Origin of the sequence: Corynebacterium freneyi, from assembly GCF_030408835.1 — a bacterium.
GTDB classification, from domain to species: Bacteria; Actinomycetota; Actinomycetes; order Mycobacteriales; family Mycobacteriaceae; genus Corynebacterium; species Corynebacterium freneyi.
The window spans coordinates 230,581-248,254 of sequence record NZ_CP047357.1 but is presented as its reverse complement, the minus strand read 5'-3'; the positions used below and the strand labels follow the sequence as shown (position 1 = coordinate 248,254).

The following is a 17,674-nucleotide window of genomic DNA, read 5'->3' as shown; positions in this document are numbered from 1 at the left end:
GGCCATGGCGGCACCCGAGGGCCCGCCACCCCAAAGCGGGGGGTGACCTTCACCCCTTTGCCATGCCCGACGTGGTTCGTCACACTCCCATGGGCACCTACCTGCGGTTAAGTCGGTGACGGGCGCCACATCCCGCGCTTTGCAACATTTGCAGGTTCGCCGGAAAAACCCACTGAAATTCGCAACCCCCTTTCCTTGACGGAACGGGCGAATTACCCCATGATGGGTATCAAGGCACGCGAAAGCGGGCAGTCGTCCAGGCCGCACATTGGGTGTTTTCTCCGCCCGATCGCGCACTCCACCGGGAGACGACCGTTTCCGTCGTGCACTCGCAATCCCGGATGCCGAAAGCCTCGCCCTGCATCGAGCGTCGCGGACGGTTCCGGATCCCAGACGTTACTTAAGGAAGTGACCCGGATATGTCGAACGTCGGCAAGGCCCGTACCGCCCAGGAAATCCAGAAGGATTGGGACGAGAACCCCCGCTGGAAGGGCATCAAGCGCGAGTACACCGCCGAGCAGGTGGCGGAGCTCCAGGGCACCGTCGTCGAGGAGAACACCCTCGCTCGCCGTGGTGCCGAGATCCTCTGGGAGGGCGTCAACGTCGACGACGACTCCTACATCAACGCCCTGGGCGCCCTGACCGGCAACATGGCCGTGCAGCAGGCCCGCGCCGGCCTGAAGGCCGTCTACCTTTCCGGTTGGCAGGTCGCCGGTGACGCCAACCTCGCCGGCCACACCTACCCGGACCAGTCGCTGTACCCGGCCAACTCCGTGCCGGCCGTCGTCCGCCGCATCAACAACGCCCTGCTGCGCGCCGACGAGATCGCCCGCATCGAGGGCGACACCTCGGTCGACAACTGGCTGCTGCCGATCGTCGCCGACGGCGAGGCCGGCTTCGGTGGCGCGCTGAACGTCTACGAGCTGCAGAAGGCCATGATCCAGGCCGGCGCCGCCGGCACCCACTGGGAGGACCAGCTGGCCTCCGAGAAGAAGTGCGGCCACCTCGGCGGCAAGGTGCTGATCCCGACCCAGCAGCACATCCGCACCCTGACCTCGGCTCGCCTCGCGGCCGACGTCGCCAACACCCCGACCGTCATCATCGCGCGCACCGACGCCGAGGCGGCCACCCTGATCACCTCCGACGTCGACGAGCGCGACCAGAAGTTCATCGAGGGCGACCGCACCGCCGAGGGCTACTACCGCGTCAAGAACGGCATCGAGCCCTGCATCGCGCGCGCCAAGTCCTACGCTCCGTACGCCGACATGATCTGGATGGAGACCGGCACCCCGGACCTCGAGCTGGCCAAGCAGTTCGCCGAGGCCGTCAAGGCCGAGTACCCGGACCAGCTCCTGGCCTACAACTGCTCCCCGTCCTTCAACTGGTCGGCGCACCTCGAGGCCGACGAGATCGCCAAGTTCCAGAACGAGCTGGGCAAGATGGGCTTCAAGTTCCAGTTCATCACCCTGGCCGGCTTCCACGCCCTGAACTACGGCATGTTCGACCTGGCGTACGGCTACGCCCGCGAGCAGATGACCGCCTTCGTCGACCTGCAGAACCGCGAGTTCAAGGCCGCCGAGGAGCGTGGCTTCACCGCCGTCAAGCACCAGCGCGAGGTCGGCGCCGGCTACTTCGACCGCATCGCCACCACCGTCGACCCGAACTCCTCCACCACCGCCCTGAAGGGCTCCACCGAGGAGGGCCAGTTCAAGTAAGCCTTTCGGTTCCCGTTGCTTGACGACGGGCCACTGAAACGCTTGGAACGGCGTGGCGGCCCTGATCGGGTCGCCGCGTGGCCATCGTGAACAACCGCCCAGGTTTTCCTGGGCGGTTTTTCCGTGTTTAGGCGACTTGGAACGATGGCGGCGGGCCGGCCGCACGCCCGGCGAATCCCGCCCAAGGCCGAAGCACTTCGAGCCAGACGGCGCACTGTCCGCCTGCCCAGAACATTACTTGGCAGAGTTAACCGATTGAGGTTCCGATTTTGCCAGCGCTGCTAACCTTGATTCATGGCCAAGACGTATGTGGGTTCCCGGCTCCGGCAGCTGCGTCGGGAGAGGGACATGAGTCAGGCGGCGCTGGCACAGGCGCTGGGGTTGTCCGCCAGCTACGTGAACCAGATCGAGCACGACGTCCGTCCGTTGACCGTGCCGGTGTTGTTGAAGATCACCGAGACCTTCGGCGTCGATGCGACGTTCTTTTCCCGCGACGACGATTCCCGATTGCTCGCGGAGGTCCAGGACGTGGTTCTGGACAAGGAAGTCTGCCCCGCCCCCGTGGATCTGCAGGAGATTTCCGACATGGTGCGCAATCACCCGGAGATCGCCCGCGCGATGGTGCATGTGCACCGTCGGTACCGCAACGTCACGGACAAGTTGTCGCTGGCCACGGACGACCGGAATTTCCACGGGGATTCGCCCGGGGCGGCGTCGCGGGCGTTGACCATGCCTCACGAGGAAGTGCGCGACTACTTCTACTCGCGGCAGAACTACATCGACTCGGTTGATTTGGCTGCGGAGAGCCTGGCCAGGGAGTTGGGCACGACCGACGACGACAGGGACGTCGAGGAGATTCTCGCCCGTCGGCTGCGGGACGAGCACGGGGTGAAAATCCGCACTCGCTCCGACATGGGCAACACCCAGCACCATTTCGACCCAGACACCGGCGAGCTGGATTTGGCCCGCGGGCTGTCCGCCGGTCAGCGGGCGTTCCGCATGGCCACGGAACTCGGTTACTTCGAGTGCGGCGATCTGATCCGGGAGGAGGTCTCCGAGGGGCACTTCACGTCCAGCGATTCGCGGGCGTTGGCGTTGCGCGGCGTGGCCACGTATTACGCGGGGGCGTTGATCCTGCCGTACGAGAAGTTCCATGCGCTGGCCGAAGCGAACCGGTACGACATCGAGTTTCTTGCTCGACACGCGGGCGTCGGCTACGAGACCATCTGTCACCGCCTGTCCACGATGCAGCGACCGAGCCTGCGGGGCATCCCGTTCACGTTCGTGCGGGTGGACCGCGCCGGCAACATGTCGAAGCGGCAGTCGGCGACGGGGTTCCACTTCACCAATTCGGGTGGCACGTGCCCGCTGTGGAACGTCTATGAGACGTTCTCGTACCCGGGCAAGATCATGCGGCAGGTGGCGGTGATGCCGGATGGACGCTCTTACCTGTGGATTTCGCGCACCGTGGAGCATCACACCGCCCGGTACAACCAGCCGGGCAAGACGTTCGCGATCGGTTTGGGCTGCGAGGCCCGGCACGCTCACCGCACCGTCTATTCGGAGGGCCTGGACATCAACGACGAGAAGGCGGCGACGCCGATTGGGGCGGGTTGTCGCGTGTGCAGCCGCGACGATTGCCCACAGCGTGCGTTCCCGCCGATTCACCGTGCGATCGACGTCAACGCGCACCGATCTTCGGTCGCGCCCTACTGACGGCCGGCCGGTCGCGCGCCCTACTGACCGTCGGACCGCCGCGCGCCTACTGACCGTCGGACCGCCGCGCGCCTACTGACCGTCGGCCCGTCGCGCACCCAAACCACGGGGTCCGAACCACTTCACCCAAACCACTTCACCCAAACCACGGGGTCTAAAACACGGGGTCCGTATCGCCCCCGTGGTTTAGCGCCGAAAAATGACCGACCCCGCAGTTTGGACCCCGTGGTTTGGCGGAGGGGTGGTCAGCGGGACGCGCCGGTTCGGCGGGACACGACCGTCGAAAAGCCGAGCGCCGGGCCACGGGGAACACCCGCGACCCGGCGCCGACGCCGGAAAAGATCCGGACTAGAGGTTGATCATCTTGCCCATCAGCCCCTCGGCGGCTTCCTTCATCGCCTCGGACATGGTCGGGTGGATGTGGGTGGCGCGGCCGATCTCCTCGGAGGTCAGCTCGTACTTCTGGGCCAGCACCAGCTCCGGCATGAGCTCGGAGACGTTGGCGCCGACCATGTGGCCGCCCAGCAGCTCGCCGTACTCGGCGTCGGCGACGAGCTTGACGAAGCCGGTGGCCTCCGCCAGGCCCTGCGCCTTGCCGTTGGCGGAGAACGGGAAGGTGGAGACGGTGATCTCGCGGTCGTTCTCCTCCGCCCACTTCTTCGCCTGCGCCTCGGTCTTGCCGAAGGAGGCGACCTGCGGGTTGCAGAACGTCGCGCGCGGCATGTTGAGGTAGTCCTCGATGACGTCCGTCTCATGGCCGGCCATGTGCTCGGCGGCGATGACGCCCATGGTCTCCGCCACGTGCGCCAGCTGCAGCTTCATGGTGACGTCGCCGATGGCGTAGATGTGGTCGACGCTGGTGCGCATGTAGTCGTCGATGGTGATCTCGCCGCGCTCGCCGAGCTCGACGCCCGCCTTGTCCAGGCCGATGCCCTCGGTGCGCGGCGCGAAACCGATGGAGACCAGGACGCGGTCGACGGTCAGGGTCTGCTCGTCGCCGCCGTCCTTGGCCTCGACCTTGACCTCGACGGAGTCGCCGTTGTCGACGATCGAGGTGGTCTTGTGGCCGGTCATGAGCTTGACGCCGAGCTTCTTGTATTCCTTGGCGATGACCTTGGAGACGTCTTCGTCCTCGTTCGGCAGGACGCGGTCCATGAACTCGACGATGGTGACGTCGACGCCGTAGTTGGCCAGGACGTAGGCGAACTCCATGCCGATGGCGCCGGCGCCGACGATGACCATCGAGTCGGGCAGGTCGGCGGAGAGGATCTGCTCCTCGTAGGAGACGATGTTGCCGCCGAGTTCGACGCCCGGCAGGGAGCGGACGACGGAGCCGGTCGCGATGATGGCATTGTCGAACGTGAGCTCGGTGCCCTCGTCCTTGCCGTCGGTGACGACGATGGTGTTGGCGTCCTTGAATTCGCCCCAGCCGTCGACCTCGTCGATCTTGTTCTTCTTCATCAGGTAGTGGACGCCCTTGACGATGCCCGCGGACACCTTGCGGGAGCGGTCGTGCGCAGCGCCGAAGTCGAAGGAGACGTCGCCGGAGATGCCGAAGGTCTTGGCCTGGTGGTTGAAGATGTGCGCCACCTCGGCGTTCTTCAACAGCGACTTGGAGGGGATGCAGCCCACGTTGAGGCAGACACCGCCCCAGTACTGCTTTTCGACGACGGCGACCTTCAAGCCGAGCTGGGAGGCGCGGATGGCGGCGACGTATCCGCCGGGACCGGCGCCGAGGACAACGAGATCATAATGTTCAGCCACGAAGACAAGGGTACGCGCGGTCGTGGCGACAGTCATCCCGGTGGAAGCGCGCGGGGGCGGATCGGGCGTCGAACGGGATCCTGGCGAGTGGGGTCTGGGAGATCCCGGGGACGCCGAACGGAACCTGACGGATGCCGAGGCGGCGACGGACCCAGGCGAACGGGATCTAGAAGATGCCGAGGGCGATGAGGATGTCGGCGATCGACGACGACCCACCGTTCACGTTGATGCCGAGGGTCTCGAACAGGTCGATGAGGAAGGATTCGTGGGGCAGCATGACGGTCCTTTTCGGGAGGGATGTTGTACGGGGATTCGGCGGGTTGTGTCGCGAAGACGGGGCGGAACCGGGGTGATTGCCGGGAGGGCGGGTGCCCCCGGCGAACCTCTTCACCACCAACCCCAAATCACTCTAGTCGCAATTTTCACACGCGTAACACCAGTTCACAACCGGGATTCCAAATCATGTGACCCCCGCCACGTGTGGGAAAAGGCCGATCCACCTGCGCTCGCCGGGTTTCGCATCGACCCGCCCTGGGGTAACCTGCCATGTGATTTACGCACCACAGCCTCGCCTAAGCCGCCGCCGATTCGGCGCGCAGCTTTCGCACGGCATTCGATCAGGCCGCCCGGCCTCATGGAGCTCACGATGAAGAAGACCCGCACCCGCCTCATGTCGGCGACCGCCGCCGCGATGGTCGCCCTGGCGCCCGTCGCCATGGCCCCGGCGTCCCTGGCCCAGCCGGCGGCCGAGCAGCCGGCCGCGAACCCGGTGGCCACCCCGATCGCCGACGCTGCGGGCGTCACCCCGGCCCCGGTCGCCATCGGCGAGCTGGAGAAGGCCAACCCGCACTGGCGCGACCTGATCCGCGGCCACGACAACGTCAAGGAAGTCTGGGCGGGTTCGGTGTCCATGGACCGTGCGGTGCCGCTGGTGTGGATCCACCCGAAGGGCCTGGAGGGCGACGCGATCTACGCGCCGCGCCCGACGCTGTACGTCCTCAACGGTGCCGACGGCGGCGAGGGCAAGGCGTCCTGGCTGTACCAGACCGACATCATCGATTTCTTCTCCGACAAGGACGTCAACGTCGTCATCGTCCAGTCCGGCGAGTTCTCCTACTACACCGACTGGGTGGACGAACACACCCCGGTGGGCAAGCAGACCTGGGAGACCTTCCTGACCAAGGAGCTGCCGGAGGCCCTGGAGGCGCAGATCGGCGGCAACGGCAAGCGCGGCATCATCGGCATGTCGATGTCGGCGACGTCGGTGCTCAACTTCGCGCAGCACAGCCCCGACCTGTACGACGGCATCGGTTCCTTCTCGGGTTGCGCCCAGACCTCCGACGAAATCGGCGCGCAGGCGATCCAGCTGGTCCTCGACCGCAAGGGACTGACCGGCGAGCAGATGTGGGGCCCGCGTCCGGGCGACGTCTGGACGTACAACGATCCGCTGGTCAACGCCGAGAAGCTGGTCGGCCAGCAGATGTACATTTCCAACGGCACCGGCCTGTGGGGCGAGTGGGACACCACCGCGCACCCGAACGTCGACGACGAGATGCAGCTGATCGCGCAGCGCACCACGGGGTCGGCCATCGAGGGCGGCACGAACTTCTGCACCAACGTGTTCAAGGCGAAGCTGGATTCGCTGGGCATCGAGGCGCACTGGGATCTGGGCAACGCCGGCACCCACTCGTGGGGCTACTGGCAGGATGACCTGCACGACTCCTGGGATGTCCTGTTCTCCAAGGTGCTGTACAACTAGGCGGCGATGAGGCGGCGACCAGGTGGTCGTCGCGCGCGACCGTGCGCTTCGGGCCCCGGTGGACATCCGCCGGGGCATTTTTTCGTTCGGTTCCTCCGGTGGCTGCGGGCGGATGACCTACATTCGGGTCATGGTGTTTTCCTTTGCCGACCCCAGCCCCGACGACGGCTCGGGCGCCGACTCCGATGGCGGCGCCGGCGCCTTCGCCGCGCGTTTCCTGCCGACCGACGGCGTGCCCGAGTGGCTCGACGACATCGAGGGCGAGCGTGCGCTGGAGTGGGCCCGGGCGCGCACCGGGGAAACGGAGTCGCTTTTCGACGGCGATTCGTCCCGCGATGAGCTGGAGCGGGACATTCTCGCCGCGTTGGACACCGATGCCCGGATCCCCTACCCCATCCGGCGCGGCGAGCACCTGTACAACTTCTGGCGCGACGGCGAGCATCCGCGGGGGCTGTGGCGGCGCACGTCGTTGGAGTCGTTTCTGTCCGGCGAGCCCGAGTGGGAGGTTCTGATCGACGTCGATGCGTTGGCGTCGTCGGAAAGCGAGAACTGGGTGTGGAAGGGCGCGCAGTGCCGGTACCCGGACTACGACCGCGCCCTGGTGCATCTGTCGCGGGGCGGCGCCGACGCGTCGGTGGTCCGCGAGTTCGACCTGGAAACCCTCGAGTTCGTGGCGGAGTCGCCGTTCGAGCTGCCGGAGGCGAAGTCGGACGTGTCGTGGGTCGGCCGCGACGAAATTCTCGTGGGCACCGACATGGGGCCGGACAGTCTGACGGCGTCGGGGTATCCGAAGCAGGTGTTTTCATGGCGGCGCGGCACGGCGTTGGACGAGGCGGAGCTGATCTTTTCCGGGCATGACGACGACGTCGCCGTCGGCGGGTGGTTCGACGCGACCGAGGGGTTCGAGCGGTTGTTCGTGGAGCGGGCGATCGATTTCTACCGGTCCCGGCGCTTCATCCGAACTGATGGGGGCCTGCAAATCATTGAGGTTCCCGATGATTGCCGTGTGAGCGTGCATCGCGAATACCTGCTGCTCATGCCCCGCACCGACTTCAACGGCGTCCCGGCCGGCGGCCTCGCCGTCGCGGTCGTCGACGAATGGCTCGGCGGCAACCGCGACTGCCGCACCTTGTTCACCCCCGACGCGCACACGTCGCTGCAGTCGGTGGCGTGGACGAAGAACCACCTGGTGCTGACGCTGCTCCACGACGTGGCCACTCGACTGGTCCCCTTGTCCATCGGCGACTGGGCCGAGGGGACGATCCCGGGGCTGCCGGAGTCGGCGTCGGTGTCGGTGGTGGGCACCTCGCCCACGCGCGACGATGAACTGTGGCTGGCGGGATCGTCGACGCTGGAGCCGGCGACGCTATGGCTGACGCGGTCCGGCGCCGACGAGCCCCCGCGGGTCGCCCGGCGCGCCCCCTCCTTCTTCGACGCCACCGGCATGTCCACCCGTCTGCACTGGGCGACGTCCGCCGACGGCACGAAAATTCCGTACCGCATCACCGGACTGCTTGACGACGGGCACCCCGGGCGTGAGGGGCGTGGTGGCGGCGACTCGGCCGGGTCGGACTTCGAGGGCGATGCCGACGACGCGGCGGGCGGGGCGGCCGGGCCGCGCCCCACCCTCGTCCACGCCTACGGCGGTTTCGAGGTGTCGCTCGTGCCGGGCTACTCGGCGACGCGCGGCATGGGCTGGCTCGCCCGCGGCGGACTGTCCGTGGAGGCGAACCTGCGCGGCGGCGGCGAGTTCGGGCCGGAGTGGCATTCGTCGGCGGTGAAGCTCAACCGCGGGAAAGTCTACGAAGATCACCGCGCCGTGCTGGAGGACATCGTCGCCCGCAGCTACGCGACGCCGGACACCCTGGCCATCCGGGGCGGATCCAACGGCGGCCTGCTGTCGGCCGTGGCCCTGACGTCGTATCCGGAGCGGGTCGGCGCGGTGGTCAGCCAGGTGCCGCTGGCCGACATGCTGCGCTACCACCGACTGTCGGCGGGCGCGTCGTGGATGGCCGAGTACGGGGACCCCGACGACGGGACCGAGGGCGCCGCGATCCGCGAGTGGTCGCCGGTGCAGCGCATCGCCCGGCGCGACGACCGCCCCTATCCCCCGGCGTTGGTGACCACGTCGACTCGCGACGACCGCGTCCATCCCGCCCACGCCCGCAGCCTGGCGTGGCTGCTGCGCGAGGCCGGACAGCCCGTCGACTACCACGAGAACACCGAGGGCGGCCACGCCGGCGCCGCCGACAACGCCCAGGTCGCGCACATGGAGGCGCTGATCCATTCCTGGTTGTGGAGGACGCTGGGATGATGCCGTGGCGGCCCCGGTTCCGCCTCCCGTTTACAGTGAGGGACGTGCGACCGACCAACGATTACACCGGCATCCCGTTCAACCTCGGTTTCCGCGTCGACCATTACGACCTGGACCTCGACTACCGCGTCGGCCCCAACCGACTCAAGGCGACGGCCGTGCTGCACATCGAGGTCAACGCGTACATCGAGGGGCTGACGCTCGATTTCGCCGACGTCCTCGGCGTCGATTCCGTCGACGCGGACACCGACGTGCGCAACTCGGACGTCGACGTCGCCCGGTGGCGGCAGTCGGGCCGGAAGCTGCGCGTGACGTTCGACCGGATGCTCGAGCCGGAGGAGACCCTCAATCTGACGGTGCGGTACTCGGGCAATCCGGGCCCGGTGAAGTCGAAGTGGGGTGAGCTGGGCTGGGAGGAGCTGACCAACGGGTCGCTCATCGCCTCGCAGCCGATCGGCGCGGCCAGCTGGTTCCCGTGCGACGATGACCCGGAGACGAAGGCGCGCTACGACATCGCCGTGACCTGTGACGCCCCGTACACGGTGGTGGCCACGGGCCGTCCGTCGCCGCCGCAGAAGGCCGGCGGTTCGCGCCGTCGCTGGACGTTTTCCTCCGCCGAGCCGATCGCGTCCTACCTGGTCACCATCCAGATCGGCCAGTACTCGCGGGTGGAGCTGCCGTGTTCGGTGGCGCCGGTCATCGCCTACGCGCCGGCGCATCTGGTGCAGCGGGTCAAACATGACTTCCGCGATCAGGGCAAGATGCTGGAGCTTTTCGTCGACCGGTTCGGCGAGTACCCGTTCCCGGATTACCGGGTGGTCATCGTCGAGGACAATCTCGAGATTCCCCTGGAGGCCCAGGGGCTGTCGATCTTCGGCGCCAATCACGCCGACGGCAAGGACACGTGGAACCGGTTGATCGCCCATGAACTGTCGCACCAGTGGTTCGGCAATTCGGTGGGTCTGTCGCAGTGGCGCGACATCTGGCTCAACGAGGGTTTCGCCTGTTATTCCGAGTGGATTTGGGCGGAGGCCAACGGCGGCCCGACGGCGGAGGAGTCCGCGAAGAAGCATTACGACGAGCTCGTCGACAAGCCCCAGGACCTGCGCATCGCGGACCCGGGTCCGGTCGACATGTTCGACGACCGCCTGTACAAGCGCGGTGCCATCACGGTGCATGCGCTGCGGTTGTTGTTCGGCGACGAGGTGTTCTTCGAGTTCGTGCGCACGTGGGCGACGACGAACCGGCATTCGGTGGTCGATGCGGTCGATTTCCGGGCGCTGGCCAACCGCATGTGCCGGGAGCGGGGCATCACCACGTCGCACCTCGACGCGATTTTCGATGCGTGGGTGAACAAGACGGAACTGCCCGAGTTTCCCGTGGATCCGGCGGCGCGCCCGTGAAGTGGTTGACCCTGGCGACTCTCGTCGCCGCCGTCGGCAGTTTCGCCATCCTGTTTTTGTCGGCGTGGGGGTTGGGCACGGACGTCAATTTGCAGTTCGTCGCCTATTGGGGCCTGTTCTTCGCCATGACGGGGGTGCTCGGCGGCCTGATGCAGGAGACCACGCGGGCGGTGGGGGCGGCGGCCGCGCGTGACGACGGCCCGTCGCACGGGTCCTCCGGCCCCGTCCCGGGAGACGCCGGGCGGGTGGTGCGGGCGCGGCCGATGGTCGTGGCCGCCGGGGTGGCCGCGGTGACGTTCGTGTTGTTCGCGGCGTCGGGGCCGTTGTGGGTCGGCCTGGTCGTCGATGACGCGCACGTGTCGGCGGTGCTGCTCATGGCCGGTGGTTTGGCCATGTACGCCATGCAGGCGGCGGTGTCCGGCGTGTTGTCTGGTGCGCGGTTGTGGGGGCAGTATGCGGCGCTGATCATCCTGGACATCGTCACCCGCGTCGTGCCGGCCGTGCTGGCCTGGTGGTTCGGGTGGGGTCTCGTCGCGTGGCTGTGGATCACGGTGATCGGCACGGTCAGTTGGCTGTTGTTGGCGGCGGTGTCGCCGGCGACGCGGCGGGCGATGGCGTCGCGCGCCGACGTGCCCGTGCGGCGTTTCGTACCGTTGATGATCACCGCGATGGGGGCGGCCGGTGCGTCGGCGGTGCTGGTGACCGGGTTCCCCACGCTGGTGAAGATCAGCGCCGATCATGGCACCGGGGTGCTGGGCGCGGTCACCGCCGCGGGCATCGCCTACGCGGTGACGTTGACCCGCGCGCCGTTGCTCATGCCCCTGGAAAAGTTCCAGAACGCCATCATCGTCCACTTCGTCCGCTCCACGGGCGGGCCGCTCGCCGCTCTGGCCAAGCCGTTGGGCGCCCTGTTCGCCTTCGGCGTGTTCGGTTCGGCGCTGGCGTGGCTGATCGGGCCGTGGATCCTCGAGGTCATCTTGAAGCCCGACTATTTCGTGCCCGGCCGCACGCTCGCCGGGTTGACGCTGGGTGCGACGTTCACCGCGGTGCTCATGGTCACCGGCGCGGTCACCCTCGCCGTCGGCCGTCACCGGGCGTACTTGGCGGGCTGGCTGCTGGCGACGATCGTCGCCACGGCGGTGCTCTTCGGCCCGGGCACTTTGGAACTGCGCAGCGTGCTGGCCCTGGTCGTCGGCCCGACCCTCGGCGTCGTCCTCCACCTGTTGGTGCTCAGGGCCGTCGCCCCCGAGGATCCGGCGGACAAGGCCACCGTCGTCGCCACCGTCGCCGCCGACGCCGCCGACGACGCAGCCGGAGGCATCGGCCCGGTCCCCGGCGCGCCGCCGCAGTCCTCCCCCACTCCGCCGCCCGCGCAAACCTAAGGTGAAGGCGTGAACGCCCCCCGCACCGACCTCGCAGTGTTGATGACCGTCTACCACCGCGTCGACCAACGACATCTCGACGAGGCCCTGGACTCCCTGTGGGCCCAAACCGTGCCCGCCGGCCGGGTCGTGCTCATCGGCGACGGCCCCCTGACCCCGGGCCTCGACGCCGTCATCGAACGCCACCGCGCCGCCCACCCCGAACTCGACTACCGACCGCAGCCCGAAAACCGCGGGTCCGGCCCGGCGTCGCAAAGCGGCCTCGACCTCATCGACGAAGAGTGGTGCGCCCGTCTCGACGCCGACGACATCGCCGAACCCACCCGGTTCGAGGAACAACTCCGGGTCGCCGACGGCCACGCCGACCCGTCGTCAAGCACGGGCCCGGCACCGGACGTCATCGGCACCGCGATGGCCGAATTCGACGACGACCTCGGCGGCGAGATCACCGGCATCCGCGCGCTGCCCGAAACGCACGACGAGATCGCGGCGTACGCGCGGATGAACTCGCCGATCAACAACCCCTCCGTCATGTACCGCACCGCCCGCGTGAAGAAGGTCGGCGGCTACCGCGATGCGCCGTACATGGAGGACTACGACCTGTGGGCGCGGCTGCTCGCCGACGGCGCACGCTTCGTGAACCTGCCCCGGCCGCTGACCCGCTTCCGCACCACCGGAATGCTCGACCGGCGGCGGTCGGACGGCATCGTCGCCGCCGAAAGGCGCATGCAGGCGACGCTGGTGGAACTGGGCCTGGTGTCGAGGCCGCGCGCCGCGTTCAACTTCGCCGCCCGCTCCGCCTTCCGGCTGCTGCCCACCGGCCTGCTCCGGCGCACCTACCGCGCACTGTTCCACCGCCGCGCGAGCCGTCGCTGAAAACCGTTTCCCGGCACTACGATGGGCACCATCATGGATCACAGCACAGCCCCCAACGATGACGGGACCGATTTTTCGGACACCTGGCTCATCGTCCCCTGCTACAACGAAGCCACCGTCATCCGCGGCGTGCTGGAAAACGCCCTCCAAACCTTCCCCAACATCGTCGCCGTCAACGACGGCTCCCGCGACGACTCGGCCGCCGAAATCCACGCCGCCGGCGCGCACCTGGTCAACCACCCGGTCAACCTCGGCCAGGGCGCGGCGATCCAGACCGGCATCGAATACGCACGGGCCCAGGCCGGCGCGAAGTACTTCGTCACCTTCGACGCCGACGGCCAACACCAGGTCAAGGACGTCGTGGCCATGGTGCGGCGGCTGCGCGAAGAACCCGTCGACATCATCGTCGGCACGCGGTTCGGGCGGCCGAAGTCCGACGACGACCAGGTGCCGCTGATCAAGCGCATCGTGCTGAAAACCGTCGTCGCCCTGTCGCCGCGGACCCGCCGCCTGGGCCTGACCGACGCGCACAACGGGCTGCGCGCCTTCAACCGCAAGGTCGCGATGGAGACGAACCTGCGCATGAACGGCATGAGCCACGCCTCCGAGTTCGTCAACCTCATGGACGAGTTGGGGTGGCGCGTGGCCGAGCAGCCCGTCGACATCCTGTACACCGAATATTCGATGTCGAAGGGCCAGTCGCTGTTCAACGGCGTCAACATCCTCTCCGACTCGCTCATCGCCAGGAGGCTCCCGTGACCGCGACGATCATCCAGGTTCTGCTGCTGGCGGCGATGGTCGCCCTGGTCTGGTATTTCGTGGCCAACCGGCGGAAGGCGCGGGCGAAAGCCGGCGTGAAGCTGGGGTTCCTCGTGTTCCTCGCGGCGTGCGTGTGGGCGATCGTGCGGCCCGATGACCTCACCGTGGTGGCGAACTGGGTGGGCGTGTCCCGCGGCACGGATCTGCTGCTGTACATGCTGGTGCTGGCGTTCGTGTTCACGACGGTGAGTTCGTACATCCGGTTCCGCGAGCAGGAGTTGCGCTATGCCCGGCTCGCCCGCGCCGTCGCGCTGCAGACGGCGGTGGCTCCGCGGGATCCGATGCCCGGTGCCACGGGGACGGTGCCGTCGCGGGAGGCGTAGGCCCGTTTTTCGCGTGACGACGACCCGGTTCGGCGTGGGCGTCGACCGCCCTGCACAATGGGCGCCATGACTCGATCCGACGACGCGCTTCCCGACACCGACGCACACGACGACAATCCCTTGCCCGCCGGCGGAGACGCGGCCTCCGATGCTGTGGCCGACGCCGACACGACCACCGCCGCCACCGACGCCGAGGTCGACGGAGACGCGGCCACCGCCGCCGCAGCCGACGAGGAGACCGACACCCGCTCCCTCAAGACCGTCCCGCCGGCGCTGTGGGTGTGGTTCGCCGCATTGTTGCTGCTGGTCGGTGGTCTGGCGTTCATCGCGGGCAACTCGTTCGGCCCGGGCGGCGGCGACGTGAACCTGGCGGGCGCGTCGGCGGGCAAGAACTTCGACGGACCGGTGGCCGGAGACGACGGCACGTTCGATGCGGGCATCGTCGGTCCCCGCGAGGGCTCGGCGGTGGCGACGATGGAGGACATCGCCAACATCCACCGCCGCGACGAGGCCGACCCGTTCGCGCTCGGCGCCCTCGACGCCCCGGTGGTGATGACCATGTTCTCCGACTTCGAATGCCCGTTCTGCGCCCGCTACGCGGTGGACACGCAGCCGAATCTCATCGCCGATTACGTCGATTCGGGTTTGCTGCGCATCGAGTGGAACGATTCGGCGGCCGGTGGGCCGGCGGCGCAGGCGGCCCAGGCGGGTCGTGCGGCGGCGGCGCAGGGCAAGTTCTGGGAGTTCCAGAAGGCGGTGTTCGACGCGGCCGTGGCCAAGGGCAACGGGCACCCGGAGTTCACGGTCGATGAGCTGGTCGACGCCGCCCGCACCGCCGGCGTCGAGGACATCGATCTGTTCCGCGAGCAGCTCGAGGACGGCACGTGGGAGAAGGCGGTCCAGGAGTCGACGGCGTATGCGCACAGCATCGGCGTGCAGGGCACCCCGCAGTTCGTCATCGGCACGACGCCGGTGTCGGGTGCCCTTCCGGAGCAGGTTTTCCGGGACAACATCGAGCTGGAGCTGATGAAGGCCAAGCGCGCCGAGCAGTAGCCCCCTGCCCCGGCTCACCCGCGGGTGGCGGGCGCGAAGGACGTGAACCCGGCCTATCCGCGGAAGTAGTCGACGGTGCGGCGCACCCCTTCGGCGATGTCGACGCGCGGCCGCCACCCCAGCACTTCGCCGGCCAGCGCCGGATCCAACGCCGACCGGGGCACGTCGCCCCGTCGGGCGGGGGCGTACTCGGGGTCGTCGTCGGCGCCGGCGGCCTCGGCGACCAGCGTGTGCAGGCGCCGGTCGGTGGTCTCCACGCCGGTGCCGATGTTGAACCGCATCCCCGACCCGGCCGTGCCCGCCGCGCGGACGAAGGCGTCGACGACGTCGCCGACGAAAACGTAGTCGCGGGTGTTGCCGCCGTCGCCGAACACGCGGGTGTCCTCGCCGGCGAGCAGGCGCTGGGCGAAGATGGCGACGACGCCGGCCTCGCCATGCGGGTCCTGCCGCGGCCCGTAGACGTTGGCGGGCGCGATGTGCGAGCAGTCCAGGCCGTAGAGGCGGCGGAACATGTTCAGGTACTGCTCGGCGGCGGACTTCGATGCGGCGTAGGGGCTCAGCGGCCGGACCTCCTGGTCCTCGCCGACGGGGAAGGAGTCGGGGGTGCCGTAGATCGAGCCGCCCGACGACGTGAACACGATCTTGCGCACGCCGTGGCGGCGGGCGGCGTCGGCGATGCGGATGGTGCCGATGATGTTCAGCTCCGCGTCGTGCACGGGGTCGGCGACGGATTCGCGGACGTCGATCTGGGCGGCGAGGTGGAAGATCACCTCGGGGCGCACCCGGTCGAGCAGCTCGTCCCAGTCGACGGCGAGGACGTCGGCCTCGACGAATTCGAAGCGGTCGGCGCCGGTGGACCGAGCATCCTCGAGGTTGGCGAGCCGGCCGTGCGACAGGTCGTCGACGACGGTGACCGCGTGGCCGTCGTCGAGCAGCCGATCGACGAGAGTCGATCCGATGAACCCGGCCCCGCCGGTCACCAGCGCACGGCTGGGCGGAAAGGCGGTGGTGGGGGTGTTACCTCGCATGTCGGCTGGCATGCATCGCATGGTACGCCGACTGTCCTTGCTTTACGACGCCCCTGGCCGGGCACGTCGGCGTCGCAAAGCAAAGCGGCGGGAAATCAGTCCTGCGGCAGCCAGCGTCGCGAATTGACGGCGATGACCGCGGCCATGGCGACGGCGATGACCATGCCGGCGCCGAGCATCACCGGGTAGGTCATCCACTCGATGGACTCCGACAGCTTCGTCAGGATCGCCGGGAACGCGAAGCCGATGTACGTCAGGCAGTAGAAGATGCCCGTCAGGCCGGCGAGGTCGCGCGGGCCGGCGATGCGCTGGACCTCGTTGAGGCCCGTGAACATGGACAGGCCGTAGCCCATGCCCAACACCAGCGCGGCGACGATGGCGCCGGGGATCGTCGGCGACGCGGACATCCACATCGCCAGGGCCATGCCCACCACCACGATGCCCATGGCCACCAGCGAACCGCGGGCCGACGTGTCCGACGCGATGCGCGGACCGACCTGCTGGATGCCGAAGCCGAACAGCAACGCGAAGAACGTCACCAGCGCGGAGAAGAACACCGGCTGGCCGACCTCCTCCTGCATCAGCGACGGAATGATCGCGTACGCCACGCCCGCCGCACCGAAGACCCACGGTGCCACCATCGCCGCGACCAGCAGGAAGCGGGGGTGCGTCACCGACGGCGTGCGCAGCGACTGCAGGATCGTCTCGCGCCGGCCGCCCGCCAGATGCGGCGACTGACGGGTTTCCGGGACGACCACCATGGCGATGATCGTCGGCACCGTAAGAACGATGTGCAGGATGTACGGCAACTGGCCGGGCAGCGGCGCGAACTGGGCCAGCGAACCCGCGATGCCCGCGCCGATGCCGAAGCCCAGCGTCAACGCCATCGACTGCCGCTTCGCGCCCGACGCCGACTTCGCCTTCGCGTCGAAGCGCGGGTCCGACAGTTCCTTCACCCACGAACCGCCCACGGCCATGGCGATGCCGACGCCCACGCCCGACAGCGCGCGGCCGACCAGCAGCAGCGGGCCCGTCGTCTCGCCCGCGGCGATGAGCGCCGAACCGACGATGGAGAACACCGGCGCCGACAGCATCACCGGCTTGCGGCCGATGCGGTCCGACAGCGGGCCGGAGATCAGCAGCGCCGGCGCGATGCCGAGCGCGTAGATGAACAGAAGGAGATCGACGAAGACGAGGTCGAGGTCGCCGTTGAGGCGGTACATCACCATCAGCGGGGTGAACTGATTGCCTCCCCAGGCCACCGCGAACACGGCGATGGCCACCAGGAACCACTGGGGCATGGAGCTGCGGCGCGCGGCCGCTCCTTCGGTACGCGACATGCGGCATACCTTACGACTGCCCGATCCGATTACCGCAATTTACGGACACCTGCCGATGCCGCCGCCCCGTTCGGGGCTGCCGATGCGCCGATGCGCTTGGCTAGGCTTGGCGACGACCACCGTGACCGCCGATCACCCGGCCCGTCCCGGAGAATCCGGTGGCGCCGTCCCGCGCCCTTCGC

13 protein-coding genes are annotated in these 17,674 nt (G+C 68.3%); 10 read left to right on the top strand and 3 right to left on the bottom strand.

The window, feature by feature from the left end; translation table 11 throughout:
- Positions 1–419 precede the first annotated feature (419 nt).
- Both aceA and ramB read left to right on the top strand, forming a co-directional pair.
- Positions 420–1,715, top strand: a complete 1,296-nt coding sequence (gene aceA / locus CFREN_RS01105) for an isocitrate lyase (RefSeq protein WP_070520938.1) — start codon at positions 420–422, stop codon at positions 1,713–1,715.
- 294 nt (positions 1,716–2,009) lie between these two features.
- Positions 2,010–3,431: an acetate metabolism transcriptional regulator RamB gene (gene ramB, locus CFREN_RS01100; RefSeq protein ID WP_070520940.1), complete on the top strand. Its 1,422-nt coding sequence runs from the start codon at positions 2,010–2,012 to the stop codon at positions 3,429–3,431.
- Positions 3,432–3,779: 348 nt separating this feature from the next.
- On the opposite strand, the gene lpdA is transcribed toward ramB, so the two are convergent.
- Complete coding sequence (lpdA, locus tag CFREN_RS01095) at positions 3,780–5,195, bottom strand: dihydrolipoyl dehydrogenase (protein ID WP_209654297.1); 1,416 nt, start codon at positions 5,193–5,195, stop codon at positions 3,780–3,782.
- A 646-nt stretch (positions 5,196–5,841) separates the two neighbouring features.
- Here lpdA and CFREN_RS01090 point away from each other — a divergent pair.
- The 8 genes from CFREN_RS01090 to CFREN_RS01055 all read left to right on the top strand — a co-directional run bounded on the left by CFREN_RS01090 (position 5,842) and on the right by CFREN_RS01055 (position 15,124).
- Complete coding sequence (locus CFREN_RS01090) at positions 5,842–6,954, top strand: alpha/beta hydrolase (protein WP_209654299.1); 1,113 nt, start codon at positions 5,842–5,844, stop codon at positions 6,952–6,954.
- 130 nt (positions 6,955–7,084) lie between these two features.
- Positions 7,085–9,268, top strand: coding sequence for a prolyl oligopeptidase family serine peptidase (locus CFREN_RS01085; protein ID WP_209654301.1), 2,184 nt, complete (start codon positions 7,085–7,087; stop codon positions 9,266–9,268).
- Entirely contained in the window at positions 9,268–10,671 is a 1,404-nt protein-coding gene (locus CFREN_RS01080; RefSeq protein ID WP_209654823.1) for a M1 family metallopeptidase, read from the top strand. The genes CFREN_RS01085 and CFREN_RS01080 overlap by 1 nt, the downstream gene beginning before the upstream one ends.
- Positions 10,668–12,053, top strand: coding sequence for a polysaccharide biosynthesis protein (locus CFREN_RS01075; protein WP_246580159.1), 1,386 nt, complete (start codon positions 10,668–10,670; stop codon positions 12,051–12,053). Before CFREN_RS01080 ends, CFREN_RS01075 begins: the two co-directional genes overlap by 4 nt.
- A 9-nt stretch (positions 12,054–12,062) precedes the next feature.
- Positions 12,063–12,929, top strand: a complete 867-nt coding sequence (locus tag CFREN_RS01070) for a glycosyltransferase (protein ID WP_224371124.1) — start codon at positions 12,063–12,065, stop codon at positions 12,927–12,929.
- A gap of 33 nt (positions 12,930–12,962) precedes the next feature.
- On the top strand, positions 12,963–13,688 hold the full coding sequence (gene ppgS / locus CFREN_RS01065; protein ID WP_224371122.1) for a polyprenyl-phospho-N-acetylgalactosaminyl synthase PpgS: 726 nt from the start codon (positions 12,963–12,965) through the stop codon (positions 13,686–13,688).
- Complete coding sequence (locus CFREN_RS01060) at positions 13,685–14,071, top strand: DUF2304 domain-containing protein (RefSeq protein ID WP_209654304.1); 387 nt, start codon at positions 13,685–13,687, stop codon at positions 14,069–14,071. Before ppgS ends, CFREN_RS01060 begins: the two co-directional genes overlap by 4 nt.
- Positions 14,072–14,137: 66 nt before the next feature.
- Complete coding sequence (locus tag CFREN_RS01055; RefSeq protein WP_209654305.1) at positions 14,138–15,124, top strand: DsbA family protein; 987 nt, start codon at positions 14,138–14,140, stop codon at positions 15,122–15,124.
- A gap of 53 nt (positions 15,125–15,177) precedes the next feature.
- Here CFREN_RS01055 and CFREN_RS01050 read toward each other — a convergent pair whose 3' ends face one another.
- Positions 15,178–16,164, bottom strand: a complete 987-nt coding sequence (locus CFREN_RS01050; RefSeq protein WP_280528224.1) for an NAD-dependent epimerase/dehydratase family protein — start codon at positions 16,162–16,164, stop codon at positions 15,178–15,180.
- Between the two features lie 83 nt (positions 16,165–16,247).
- Positions 16,248–17,492 carry an MFS transporter gene (locus CFREN_RS01045; RefSeq protein WP_209654306.1) on the bottom strand — a complete coding sequence of 415 codons (1,245 nt, stop codon included), beginning with the start codon at positions 17,490–17,492 and terminating at the stop codon, positions 16,248–16,250.
- Between the last annotated feature and the right edge of the window lie 182 nt (positions 17,493–17,674).